The sequence below is a fragment of the Pseudomonas sp. S49 genome (genome assembly GCF_009866785.1).
Classification (GTDB): domain Bacteria; phylum Pseudomonadota; class Gammaproteobacteria; order Pseudomonadales; family Pseudomonadaceae; genus Aquipseudomonas.
The window spans coordinates 6510466-6523454 of record NZ_CP019432.1; the positions used below are offsets into that span (position 1 = coordinate 6510466).

Genomic DNA, 12989 nt, shown 5'->3' on the forward strand with positions numbered 1-12989 from the left:
CACACGTCCCTGTTTACGGCTGCGACTGCGGTTGCACCGCGGCCGGATCAAGCGGCTGATATGGTTGCAGAACGGTGTCGCGCTGCTCGCCCAAGACCCAGGCGAAGCCCGAATACATCACCACCAGACAGACGAAGGTGAACAACACCACCATCCACGCCGGCACGATGCGCACCAGGTTGCGACGCTGATCGTTGAGACCTTCCCAGTGCGGCGACAACTCGCGCGGCACGTCGCCACGCAACTGACGGATCTGCCGGTACAAGGCGTCGCGGATGCCTTCAAGCTCGAGCATGCCGCGTGCCTGGACGCGGTACTTGCCCTCGAAACCGAGGGACAGGCACAGGTACATCAGCTCAAGCATTGGCAAGTGCTTGACCGGGTTTTTCGACAGTCGATCGAGCAACTGGAAGAACTTCTCGCCACCGAAGGTTTCGTTGTGGAAGCTGCTCAGCAGGCTCATCTGCGACCATTCGCTTTCGTTGCCCCACGGCGTGGTCACGACAGCTTCGTCGACCACGGTGCAGAGCACGTAACGCGCGGCCATCACCTGGCTGCTTTCGGCGCCATTGTGCAGGGCGCGTACTTCAAACAGTTTCAGGCCCGCAGTCAGTCGCTCATTCAGCGCGTACAAGTCTTCGCGGGTTTCGCTGTGCTTGAGGCGCACCACTTCCGAAAGCAGCTCGGACGAAGCAGCGACCAGCGAATTGAGGCTGATGTTGAACGCTTCGGCCGGGCGCAGGCGCGCGGCGTAGATCATGCGCTCTTCCAGTTGCTCGAAACGCGGCGGCGCGGCGAAGTCGGTCAGCGGACTCGATGCCGGTCCGTGGCCTTGACGATCGAGCAGGACGGTTTTGTCGTCCTGGTTGTAATCCGTTTCCTTGATCATGTCGGTCAGTTCCTGATGGCCCAGAATTTCAGTTCAAGCTCGGCAAATTCGCCGGACACGTGGAACGCGAAACCGCCGGAGCGCTCGAGTTGTGCCAGGTCTTCGGAACTGAGTTCGAGGATGAAATAGGTTTTGTTCGAGTGGAACGCGATCTGCCGCGGGGCCACCGGCAACGGTTTGACCTTGATCCCCGGCAAGTGCAGGTTGACCAGTTGGCGGATACGCTCCACCGGGCCAACCTTGAGGTGCGCCGGCAAGCGGTGGCGCAGTTCTTCGGAGTCGCAGTTGGCACTGGCTGCCAGCACGAACGACGCCGAGCCAAGCAGTTTGTGGTCGTGCAACGGCGAGACGATGATGCCGTACTGACGCGCTTGCAGGATCAGTTCGATGGCGTGCTGTTCGAGCACCATCGACAGCACCTGACGAATCGCTTCCATCAGTTTGCGGAAGCTCCCACCCTGGTCAGCGTGGGAGTAGCGACTGTCCAGACGTGGGCGTTTGCTTTCGCCGGAGAAGGTCGCCAGATCGCCGAGCATGGTCAGCAGCGTGCGGTACAACTCTTCCGGGTGCACTTGCTCCAGGCCGAGGTAGTGGCGCAGCAGCAGCTCGGTGCGGTTGATCAGTTGCAGCATCATGAAGTCGCCGACCTCCGCGCCGCCGACCTTGCCGTTGGAGCGAATCCGCTCGGCAATCGTGTCGCCACGGTGGTTGAGCATGCTAATGACTTCTTTCAGGCACGACAGCAGATAGCTGGAAGCGTGGGCCTGAATGTAGGTCGGCACGAAGTCCGGGTCGAGGCTGATCACGCCGTCGGGCGTGGTGTCGAGCACGTCGCAGATCTTCAGCTTCACGTAGGCCTGATCGCTCTGCTGCTCGCCGAGCAACAGTTTGAAGTCCGGGCGACCGCAGCTGACCTGACTGGCAGAGTCGTCGCCGGCGTTGGAGTCAGCCACTTCAGCGTCGTACGCGGTGTAACGTGCGAGCACGTCGGATTGCTCCGGGCGGCGCGACTCGATGTGGTTACCGGTGACCAGCGGCAGCGCCAGATAAATCGGCGTGTTGCCGGTGTTCGGCGGTACGTCCAGCGCCAGCGGCTCGGTGTTGCCACCGAGTTCGAACAGGCTGCCGTCCGGCAGAATCCCCGAGGCTTCACTGATCACCAGTTTGCCCATGTTGAGGAACTGCAAGTCGATCTCCAGATTGAGGAAACCCCAGGTGTAGCCACCGAGCAATTGGGTGCGGGTTTTCATCTGGTGATCGTAATAACGATCGTTGTGCTGGAAGTGCTGCGGACGCAGCAGCATGCCTTCCTGCCAAATGACTTTATGGGTATTCATGATCAGTCATCCGCCTTGGCGAGCACTTGATTGGTGTTGCGGATGCCGGTCTGGTCCAGAGTCAGATCGACTTCGGTGACTTCCAGCGGAGTGATCTGAATGGTGTGGCGCCATTGGGTGTCCGGCAAGTCGCGGTAAGCGGCGAGAACGCCCACATAAAGGCTGCCCTCTTCCACCTTGAGCTTCATTTCCACGGTTTCACCCGGGCGCAGTTCGAGTTCTTCGCTGGCCACCAGATCCGGGTTGAGGGATTCCTTGGCGCGTTCGTACAGGCTGAAGAAATCAGCGTTCTCGAAGGTCACCGGGTGCTTGAGTTCGAACAGGCGCACGACGATCGGCGACGGCCGACCGTTGAGGTCCGGGTTGAGCTGATCGCTGCCGGTCAGCTTGAGGTTGATCTTGGTCACTTTCGAGTACGGCGACAGCGACGAACAACCGGCGAGCAGCACCAGCACGGTGAGCGCAGTCAGCGTCTTGAAAAAAGCGGTCGAGCGGCGAGACATGCGCATCATCCTTGGTGGTCGGTGTGGAGGGTGGAGATCAGGCGGATCTGTTCTTCGTAGGCCTGGGCGAAGTCGCGGGCCAGCAGACGCTCGCTCCAGTCATCGTCCTGACGCAGCGCCTGGTGATATCGGCCGAACGCTCTCCAGCGCCCGCCCGAGGTGGCGATCAACGGCTTGTTGTCGCGCTCGAAACGCAAGGTCAGTTGTTCCGGAGAGAAATGCTCCAGGGTGCCGCGTACGGCGGCGCGGCTGGCGGTCAGCAGGGCCACTTGATGCGCCTGCAGGTCGCGGAAAGCGCGGGAGATGGCTTGCTCAGCCGGCAGATGGCCGGGCTTGCTTGGCTGCAACAGAATCTGCAGGGCTTCGCTCGGATCGACAGCGAATTTCAGCGGGTTCTTGTTGGTGCCTTGCACGGTGGTCTGGGCCAGACGCAGTTCGTTTTTCAGCTCCGAACGGGTGCGCAGGCTTTGCTGCAGACCGCCGATGCTTTGGCGCAACAAGCGCGCAGCGTTCAGCGCCAGGGCTTCGCGTTCGTCGTGGCTGAGGCCTTTGACGTCGACGCCCAGCGCCGCACCGAAGTGCTCCCAGAAACCCTCGCTTTGACGCTCAACGGCTTTCGGTGCCGGAGCGGGCTCAGGTTCGGCGGGCGCGGCGATCAGCTCCGGCACCATCAGGCTTTCCATGTCGATGCGCGCGTAGTCGGCACGCTGACGGGAGTCTTCAGGCTTGGTGTTCGGCGCCAGCAATTCGTCGATTTCCGAGTACACACGCTCTTGCTGTTCGAGAGCATTGAGCGGATCGAGATCCAGAAACGCGTCATCGGGAATGATGCTGCCGGCAGCGCGTGGACGGCCGACTTCACCGTCGAAGGTCGCCGGGTCGCGTACCAGCCGCGCGCGAATTTCGAAGTCACCCAGCACGTAGGTGCTGCCGTGTTCGATGCGCACCGGTTCGCCTTTGTGCAGGCGTGCGCCGCTCTCGCCGTCCTGGACACCGTTGCTGCTGGTGTCGGTGAGGAAGAACGTGCCCTCGCGGTAGCTGACAATCGCGTGGTGATTGGACAGGTGACGCTTGCGGTCAGGGATGATCCAGTCGCAGTCCTCGCCCCGCCCGATCACGCCGCCGGCCTGTTTAAAGGTCTTCTGGCACAACTCGGTGGGCACGAACTGCTTGGTGTTCAGCATTTCGAAAACCAATTCCATGTTTGATGCTCCTTGCGGTCACTTGCCGCGATTGACCGCTTGCGGATCACCCAACGGGCGATAGTCGTTGTCGTTGAATTTGTAATTACCGCTACAGCCGCCAAGGCCGCATAGAACGACGAGGGTCAGCAGGACAGCTTGCCAGTGACGAACAGACATCAGAGGGTCTCCAGGTGTAGACAAAGCACAAAGCGCCGACCCTTGCGGGCGGCGCTGAAATTGGTTTTTGCGAGGATTTCGATGACGTTTTGCCTACCCATCGAAATCTCCCAGATTGATGTTCAGACGGCCGAGCCGATATAGCAGCGTGCGTCGCGGCAGGCCCAGTTCACGGGCGGCGAGGGTCTGGTTGCCGTCGTTCTTGCGCAGGCAATCGAGCAATAAAGTGCGTTCGACCTGCTCCAGACGTTCGCGCAAATTCAGGTGGCTGTTGTCTTCCGGCATCGGCTCCATGCGCAGGGAAAAATGCTCGGCGAGCAACTCGCCGCCTTCGCACAACAGCACCGCGCGCTCGACCAAGGCCTTGAGTTCACGCACATTGCCGGGGAAGTTGTAGCCGGACAGGTGTTCCAGCGCCGCGCTCGACCAGCGCACCGGATCGCGTTGCAAATACGTGCAGGTCTTTTCGGCGAAGTGCTGAGCCAGTTCGAGGATGTCGCCTTCGCGCTGACGCAGTGCCGGCAGCTCGATCGGGAATTGCGCGAGACGGTAATACAAGTCCTCGCGGAATTTGCCCTCGCTGACCAGCGTCGACAGATCGCGGTGGGTCGCGGCGATGATGCGCACGTCGATCTTGTGGGTGTCGTTGGAACCCAGCGGACGAATCTCGCCTTCCTGCAACACGCGCAGAATCTTCGCTTGCAACGACAGCGGCATGTCGCCGATTTCGTCGAGCAACAGCGTGCCGCCATTGGCCGCATCAAACAGACCCGCACGGTCGCGGTCGGCGCCGGTGAAGGCACCTTTGCGATAGCCGAACAACTCACTTTCCAGCAGGTTTTCCGGAACCGCCGCGCAGTTCTGCACGATAAACGCCTGGGAACGGCGTGGGCCGCAATCGTGAATCGCCCGCGCCACGACTTCCTTGCCGGTGCCGGTTTCACCACGCAACAACACGGTGTACGGACTGTGCAGGACTTTGCTGATCAGTGAATGGGTCTGGCGCATCGCCGCGCTTTTACCGATCAAGCCATAGCCACTGATGCTCGGCACGCTGCGCACAACCGATGCCGACTCTGCCAACGGCTGACGCAAGCGTTGCAGCAAATGCAATTGGCCAAGCACGAACGAGCCGAGCTGGCCAAGGGAATCGGCGAAGCCTTGCAGGTGGGTGCGACGACGGCTGGCGCACAGCAGCAAACCTTCAACAGCTTTGTGCTGATTGACCAGCGGCACGCACAACAGCGACTGCCACGGCGAGGTCGCCGCCGGCAGAAAACTGGTTTCGTGCAGGCTGCCGCTCAAGTCGTCGAGGCACACCACGCGGTTCTGGCACAGGGCGAATTGCAGCAGTTGCTCACCGTTGTAATCCGCCGGCAGGCTCGCCGCTTCACGCGGTTGCAGAGCGCCGTCGAGGCATTCGGCGTTCATCCCCAGGCACGTGTGGGTGGCGTCGAGCAGATACAGCTGCGTCAATTCGCAACCGCTCAACTCGGCCAACCCACGCACGAAGTCACCCAGCAACGCAGCACCGTCCGCCGCCCGCGACAGACTGGCGAACTGCGCCAGCAACGCTTCGGCATAGACCAGTGGCTGCGGCACCTGAGTGAACATCACACCCACCTCAGGCGAACTCGCACGTCACGCTGGACTCGCCGTCGAGCGTGGCATGCACACGCTTGAGGCTTTCACCGGTAGCCATGGCATCGAGCAAGCGGTCAGCCACCAGCGGCAGCACGTGCTGATCGAGCAGATGGTCGATCAGACGCGCACCGCTTTCGCTTTGCGTGCAACGCTCGGACAGGTGATCGACGAGGTTCTGGCACCAGCTGAAATCCAGCTGACGACGGTTGAGGCGCTCGCCGAGACGACCGAGTTTGATCTCGATCAGCTCGCGCAGCACCGGGCCGCCGACCGGGTAGTACGGCACCACTTTCATCCGCGCCAGCAGCGCCGGTTTGAAGTGTTTGCTCAGCACCGGGCGAATGGTTTCTTCGAGGACTTCAGCGGTCGGGCGTGCGCCGTTTTCGCAAAGGTCGCTGATGCGGTCGCTGCCGAGGTTCGAGGTCATCAGGATCAACGTGTTGCGGAAGTCGATCTCGCGACCTTCGCCGTCGTTGGCCACGCCTTTGTCGAAGATTTGGTAGAACAGGTTGAGCACGTCCGGGTCAGCCTTTTCGACTTCATCGAGCAGCACTACCGAGTACGGTTTCTGCCGCACGGCTTCGGTGAGCATGCCGCCCTCGCCATAACCGACGTAGCCCGGTGGCGCACCGATCAGGCGGGAGACGGTGTGCTTCTCCTGGAATTCGGACATGTTGATGGTGGTGATGAAGCGGTCGCCGCCGTAGAGCAAGTCAGCGAGGGCCAACGCCGTTTCGGTTTTACCGACGCCGCTCGGGCCGACCAGCAGGAATACGCCGACCGGAGCGTCAGGCTTGTTCAGGCCGGCAGCGGTCGCACGCATCGAGCGATCCAGTGCGTGCACGGCTTGTTCCTGACCACGGATGCGCGTGCGCAGGTCGGTGGCGAAACTGGCGACTTTGGCGTTGTGTTCGCGGGCCAGTTGCGCCAGTGGCACGCCGGTCCAGGCGCTGATGACTTCGGCGACCAGACGCGGGCACACTTCGAAGCTGACCAGACGCTCTTTGACTTGTGCGGCGGTCAGGGCGCTGTGGGTTTCGTTGAGTTGGGCTTCCAGCGCTTCGACGCTTTGGCCTTCTTCAACTTCGGCGGCAACGGTTTCGATCACAGTGCCTTCGGCGTCTTCCTCAACGGTGACCACAGGTTCGACCGCTGCAGCTTCGCGAGCCTTGGCCAGTTGCTGACGCAATTCCAACAGGCGCTCGGCCAGTTGCTTCTGTTCAGTCCACAGGGTTTCCAGCGCGACCATTTCATCTTCGGCTTCGTCGAGACGCGCTTCCAGCGCATCCAGCGCTTCGTGGTCGATCAGCAGACCGGCTTCGGCATCGCGGCGCAGGGCCTGACGCTGACGGCCACCCTCAGCCAGTTCGCCACGCAGGCGCTCAAGGCTTTCCGGGGCGGCAGCGAGGCTGATGCGCACGCGGGCGCAAGCGGTATCGAGCACATCGACGGCTTTGTCCGGCAGTTGCCGACCGGCCAGATAACGCGCGGACAGTTCAGCCGCCGAGACCACCGCGTCATCACGCAGATAGATGCCGTGGCTCTTCTCGTAAACCTGGGCCAGACCACGGAGGATGGTCACCGCTTCGCTGACGGTCGGTTCGTGCAGTTGCACCGGTTGGAAACGACGGGCCAGCGCCGGGTCTTTCTCGAAGTATTTCTTGTACTCGGCCCAGGTTGTGGCGGCGATGGTGCGCAATTCGCCACGGGCCAGTGCCGGTTTCAGCAGATTGGCCGCATCAGAACCGCCGGCATTGCCGCCCGCGCCGATCAGGGTGTGGGCTTCGTCGATAAACAGAATGATCGGCTTCGGCGAGGCTTTGACTTCGTCGATCACGCCTTTGAGGCGACGCTCAAACTCACCTTTGACGCTGGCGCCAGCCTGCAGTAAGCCCATGTCCAGCGACAGCAGTTCAACGCCTTTGAGCACTTGCGGCACTTCACCGGCAGCGATGCGCGACGCCAGACCTTCGACGATGGCGGTCTTGCCGACACCGGCCTCACCGACGACGATCGGGTTGTTCTTGCGACGACGGGCGAGGATGTCGACCATCTGGCGGATCGCGCCGTCACGGCACAGCACCGGGTCGAGTTTGCCGTCGCGGGCCTGCTGGGTCAGGTTGTGGGTGAAGCGCTGTAGCAGCGATTCGCCTTGGGCGGCCGGTTTGCCATTGGCCGCCGGTTGCTCTTTCTGCGACAGGGCAAATTCCTTCAGGCGATCGATGTTCAGCTTGGCGAGCAGCGGCTGATAACGGCTGCCGGCGTAGCGCATCGGATTGCGCAGCAGGGCAAGGATCAACGCGGCGTCTTCAACCTGGGTCTGACCCAGTTCGAGGTTGGCCACCAGCAGCGCATCTTGCAGCCACTGCACCAGTTCCGGGGCGAACACCGGGTTGCGCGAAGCGCTGTGTTCGACGCGCGATTGCAGCGCGGCGCTGAGTTCACCGGCGTCGACGTCGGCATCCTGCAGTGCGCGCGACAGCAAGCCGTTCGGACGCTCGAGCAGGCCGAGCATCAAATCTTCGACGAGGATCTTGCTGCCGCCACGGGCCACGCAACGCTCGGCGGAACGTTCCAGATCACGACGGGTTTCGGCGTCCAGCGCCTGGATGAGTTGTTGCAGGTCTACGTTGATCATGGCTCACGTCCTTAATGAATTTTGCTGCCCAGGGTCACCACGCCGTCCGCTTTTTCGCGGCCCAGCCAACTGGTCCAACCGAGGCGACAGGCGTTCTGCTCACCGATGCGCAGTTCGCGGATTTCTTCCTGGCGCAGAACCAGGCGGATGTCGTAATCGAGCGGGTCACGCAAGGTGAACCGCACCAGCGCGCAGAGCGGCTGGTAACCGAAACCGATCGGCAGGAATTCATGGAATCGCTGCCAGTCGAGTTCAGTGATGTGAATGCGGAATTTGCCGCTGCGGTCGCGCACGTGCTCGCCGAGCACAAGGTCTTCACCGAGCAGGCTGTTGGCGCGGCCCAAACGATTGCGCTGCTCTTCGAGAATTTCTACGCGGCGCTCGATGCACTGCTCGATGACCAGGTCTTCGTGCTTGAAGTAGTAACGCAGCACGGCTTCGATCAGCGCCGCCGAGTGCGCGCGCAAGCTGAGCAGGCCGAGGTATGGCAGCAGGCGTTTCCAGTTGAGTTCCTTGGCCTTGCGAATCTCTTCGCCGCCCAGACCGATCAGGGCGAACAGCTGCGAGGAGAACGGGTCAATCGCGCCGCTCTGGAAGCTCGCGCGGTAGCGGTACTTGCGCCAGATCGGCAGCATCAGCCGTTGCAGGCGATGGTGGAACAGGTCGAGGAAATTGCGCGTCGGGTTGCCGTCTTCGCTGTCGCCCAGAGCTTGTTCGCCGTAGAACGCCGGCAACGGCGAACCGGAGCCGACCAGGCCGATCAGATTGAAACGCATGCGCGCGCGCATCTGCCCGTGTTCTTCGAAAAACTCGACGCGATCGACGTCGCTGCGCGGAAAGCCCAGGCTCGGGTTGGCCTGGAACTCCACGTGGTCGTACAGATCGTCTTCGCTCAGGTACGGGTGTGCCTCGCGCAGCCGGTCGATCACCAGCAGCACGGCCTGAAACAGCGAGTACTCGCGTATTACCTTGGTCAGCCCGCTTAAAGCAGGGGCTGCAGGCCCATACGTGGTGTCCATTGGTACACCTCTCCCTGTGTGCTTTTTACGCGCAGCTCATGGAATGAATTGAGACTGGCGTAAAGCGCGAAAAACTCGTTAAGAACCGAAGCGAAAACGAACAGGTCGCCCTCGCCGATATACCCTTCCGGGTCGATAGTCAGTTCGGTGCGCAAACCGCGCACCGGCAACCCACGGTGCAAGCGGTCAACGTGGTGATGCTTGATGTGTTTGAGGCCGCCGAGCAGGCGTTTGCTGACCTTCTCCGCGTGCTGGTCGTAGTAGCGCGGCAAGTCGTAGGTTTCGAGAATCACCTTCAACGCATTGACGTCGGCCAGCGACAGATAGTTAAGCGACATGTTGCTGATCAGCTTCCACAGGAAGTCACGGTTCAGCGGCGGCGCGAAGCTCGACGTGGCCGGGGTGATGTTGCGGAAACTGAGGAACTCCGGCGTCTCTTCGCAGGCCATGCAGATGTCGCCAAGCTTGAGCTTGCGCGGCAGGTTCTGGTTGGTGCAGATCAGCTCGATCGACAGGGTTTCATGGGCTTCGGTGTGGCGGATGCCGAAGCTCAGGTAGGTGTCGAGGCCGTCGTGCAACAGCGAAGAGCGCTGGCGAATGCTGTAGTGCGGACGGCTGTTGGGCACGTCGAAACTCGGGTCGTGCTCGAAGGATTCGAACGGCACGTATTCCTGATAACCGAGGCCGCCGGGCTTCCAGCCGGTCACGGTTTCGACCGAGAACACGCCGCAGTTTTCCAGATCGTATTCCGCTGGCAGCAACAGGTACTCGTCCTGCTTGCCATCGAGGCGAATCGGCAGTGCATCGTGGGCGAACAGGTTGGCAATCGGCGTGCAGAACAGCTTCACGTTATCCAGGGTCGGACGCATACGCATGATGCCGCTCTTGCGGATATCGAAGCGCAATTCCAGCCCGCGCATCTGCTTGAGGGTGTCTTCCGGCAGCGCGTTGATGATGTCCAGACCGTTGACGTCGACGAACAGGAACTTGTCCTGAAAGGCGAAGTATTCCTGCAGGTAGCGATAGCCACGGAAGGTGTTCAGCGGATACGGGATCAACGCTTCTTCTTCGGCAAAGCCCACCGGTTTGACCCGATCACCGGGAATCTTGAACGCCATCGGCTTGCCGCTGACGCCATCAATCGGTTTACCGGCGCCGTCGAGCGGGATCAGTTCGATGCCTTCAAGATTGCGCAGCAAGCTCAGGTAGAGCATCTGACTGATATAGCGCTCACCGGCAAAGTGCAGACGCAGTTTGCTCAGTTCCAGCTCACCGAGGTGGCCGTCGGCGCTCATTTCCAGACGCAGGCTGAGCAGCGAGCCGTCGCCCTTCACCGAGTAGTTCAGTGCGGCCAGATCGAGGGGCAACACTTCGGTCGGATAGCAGGTGCGGAAGCGGCAACGCACGTCTTCGATCGGCTTGCTTTCAATCGGCGTATCGCGCTCGACGCGCAACGCCGGCCCGGAACGCTTGAGCGGATCGAACTGCAAAATGCTGAACGCCGGCAGCGGGCGCATGTAGTTCGGCCACAGCAATTGCATCAGCGAATGGCTGAGTTCCGGCAACTCGTCATCAAGCTTCTGGCGCAGCCGCCCAGTCAGAAACGCAAAGCCTTCGAGCAACCGCTCCACGTCCGGATCCCGCCCGGCCTGGCCCAGATACGGCGCCAACGCCGGACTACGCTCGGCGAAACGGCGACCGAGTTGGCGCAGTGCGGTGAGTTCGCTTTGGTAGTAGTGGTTAAACGACACGGGTTACCTGCCTGGTAGTGGAACTCATTTGAAAAAACAGCAGAACGGTTCATGCGGGCTAGGAACTCCCCGCGAGCAATGTCGGCAATGACGCCCGACAGTCATGCTTCAACTTCTCTTTTTGAAAAAAAAAGGCGATCGATTAACTGACCAGCGAATATCGCCGCAAAAGTCAGGACACCACCCATCAATGTGTAAGCCATCGCGCGGACGGGGTAGTGAGGCAAAAAATAGTACAAGATAAGCGCAAGCATAAATGAGACACAGAGGACTTTTAATTTCAGCTTGGGGATAAAAAAAGTTATAGCGTTCATCACCACAAAATACTGAACCATTAGATCCGGCGTCATACCGATGCCGATACCTCTCGATGTCAATCCACCATACACTCCGATATATAAGTCGACACCGTAGTTATGCAGCGGAACGTACAGAGCACACACTATTAGATGCGGAATACAGCCAATTAAGCGACGAGCTTTCATTTATTCCAAGTCCCGTACTGATCCATATCGCCTTGCGAAATTGGATTCATCAATTTCGCATTTGATACCGGCACATAGGGTGCATCAGTAAGTTCAATTGTGTGCGGGATACCTTTATCGTATACCGTGTCTTTTTTCACAACCAACTTGCAGTTTTCTTTTGCCCACAATATCCCTCGTAATATGATGAAGTTATCGTAGACGTCTTTCGGTCCTCGCTCTGCTCCGGTATAGGCTTTGCCGTCGCCCCAAGTCACACCGGTTTCACCAGCCATCTTTATTGCGAGCTCTACCTGCTTTGTTTCTCGCAGATACTTTCTATAGGTGTTAACCGCAAACGGCACCTGGCCAATGCCATCAGTCCAATAGGGTTTATCCTCCATGAACACCATCAAAAACTCAGCACCGCCCACGGCACGGAATTTCCAGTCACCCGGCATTCCGGAGTGAAACGTGAAGGAAAAGCGGTCAACAATTGCAAAATCGATCAGCTCCTGCCAGGTAACATGTTTATAAGCCGTATTCGACTCTGTTCCGGCCTGCGTTGTTTCTGGATTGATCCAGATAAGTTCTCTGTAATATCTGGCTAACGGTTCGAACCACTGACCCTTTTCTGCGTACAGTTTCTCCGCGGTGATGATTCTGAATGGAGAGTCATCCTTACCCGGTTTCAAAGCGAAGAGAGGCACTCCACTTTTTCGCGTAATAATCCAGGCCAACGGAAGATCAACTGTCTTAGGCTTCGTATCCTTGCTCTCAGTTGTTTCGGCAAGAACTTTAAGTGTAGTCACCTGATCCTGAGTCACAAAGGTGTAAGCGACACCATCGATGTTGATTATGGTCTCCATACCTACTAGTCCGCCGAAATGTATATAGTTACAGGCTCTGCCGTCTTTCCAGTTGAAAAACCACCTGACATGCCTGTTGACGTTGAACCTATTTTCTCAATCCCGCTATCAGAGCGCATGGTGTAGTTTAAATTTTCAACCGTTCTTCCATCTGCGGTTTTGAATTCAAAGACACGATTGAATATTCCAGGGATGATGACCGGTAACGGCGGCACAAACGGCGCCGGCGAGTGCGAATTCCCGATAATCACCGTCCCGGATCCAGCCGTAACCTTGTTGCCATGGGTACCCACCGAATCAACCGTCGCGGCAGGTTTGCCGTTGATCAACACAGTGGTCGCCAAACCACCCGACATCGCACCACCACACGCCGAGGCATCGCCTTGGCGGGCGGCCGCGAGGCCGTCGAAGAACACGTCGCCGGAACCGGCGGCGATCGGGTTGGTACCGTGGCCTGGAAGTGGGCAAGCGGTGGGGTCGGATACGCGTGCTGCGGGTTTGCCAGACATCGGGG

The 12989-nt window shown here is 59.8% G+C and carries 12 protein-coding genes; all 12 read right to left on the bottom strand.

Annotation, left to right across the window (positions count from 1 at the left end; translation table 11 throughout):
• Positions 1-13: 13 nt before the first annotated feature.
• Complete coding sequence (gene icmH / locus PspS49_RS28980; RefSeq protein WP_016985783.1) at positions 14-889, bottom strand: type IVB secretion system protein IcmH/DotU; 876 nt, start codon at positions 887-889, stop codon at positions 14-16.
• Positions 890-894: 5 nt separating this feature from the next.
• Complete coding sequence (gene tssK / locus PspS49_RS28985) at positions 895-2226, bottom strand: type VI secretion system baseplate subunit TssK (protein WP_007920300.1); 1332 nt, start codon at positions 2224-2226, stop codon at positions 895-897.
• Between the two features lie 2 nt (positions 2227-2228).
• Complete coding sequence (gene tssJ / locus PspS49_RS28990) at positions 2229-2729, bottom strand: type VI secretion system lipoprotein TssJ (RefSeq protein ID WP_095119786.1); 501 nt, start codon at positions 2727-2729, stop codon at positions 2229-2231.
• 5 nt (positions 2730-2734) lie between these two features.
• Positions 2735-3931, bottom strand: coding sequence for a type VI secretion system-associated FHA domain protein TagH (gene tagH / locus PspS49_RS28995; RefSeq protein WP_064116459.1), 1197 nt, complete (start codon positions 3929-3931; stop codon positions 2735-2737).
• An 18-nt stretch (positions 3932-3949) separates the two neighbouring features.
• A complete protein-coding gene (locus PspS49_RS29000) occupies positions 3950-4090 on the bottom strand; it encodes a hypothetical protein (protein WP_007920296.1) in 141 nt (46 codons plus the stop codon).
• 93 nt (positions 4091-4183) lie between these two features.
• The gene (locus tag PspS49_RS29005) at positions 4184-5704 is read right to left on the bottom strand and encodes a sigma 54-interacting transcriptional regulator (protein ID WP_127930259.1); all 1521 of its coding nucleotides are present in this window, start codon (positions 5702-5704) and stop codon (positions 4184-4186) included.
• Positions 5705-5714: 10 nt separating this feature from the next.
• On the bottom strand, positions 5715-8372 hold the full coding sequence (gene tssH / locus PspS49_RS29010) for a type VI secretion system ATPase TssH (protein WP_160042366.1): 2658 nt from the start codon (positions 8370-8372) through the stop codon (positions 5715-5717).
• Between the two features lie 11 nt (positions 8373-8383).
• Positions 8384-9391 (bottom strand): type VI secretion system baseplate subunit TssG, encoded by a 1008-nt coding sequence (tssG, locus tag PspS49_RS29015; RefSeq protein WP_034152087.1) that lies wholly within the window; start codon positions 9389-9391, stop codon positions 8384-8386.
• The gene (gene tssF / locus PspS49_RS29020) at positions 9355-11142 is read right to left on the bottom strand and encodes a type VI secretion system baseplate subunit TssF (RefSeq protein ID WP_122596749.1); all 1788 of its coding nucleotides are present in this window, start codon (positions 11140-11142) and stop codon (positions 9355-9357) included. Before tssF ends, tssG begins: the two co-directional genes overlap by 37 nt.
• A gap of 101 nt (positions 11143-11243) precedes the next feature.
• Positions 11244-11627, bottom strand: a complete 384-nt coding sequence (locus tag PspS49_RS29025; protein ID WP_160042368.1) for a hypothetical protein — start codon at positions 11625-11627, stop codon at positions 11244-11246.
• Positions 11624-12475 carry a hypothetical protein gene (locus PspS49_RS29030; RefSeq protein WP_160042370.1) on the bottom strand — a complete coding sequence of 284 codons (852 nt, stop codon included), beginning with the start codon at positions 12473-12475 and terminating at the stop codon, positions 11624-11626. The genes PspS49_RS29025 and PspS49_RS29030 overlap by 4 nt, the downstream gene beginning before the upstream one ends.
• A 5-nt stretch (positions 12476-12480) precedes the next feature.
• Complete coding sequence (locus PspS49_RS29035; RefSeq protein ID WP_122604598.1) at positions 12481-12984, bottom strand: PAAR domain-containing protein; 504 nt, start codon at positions 12982-12984, stop codon at positions 12481-12483.
• Positions 12985-12989 lie beyond the last annotated feature (5 nt).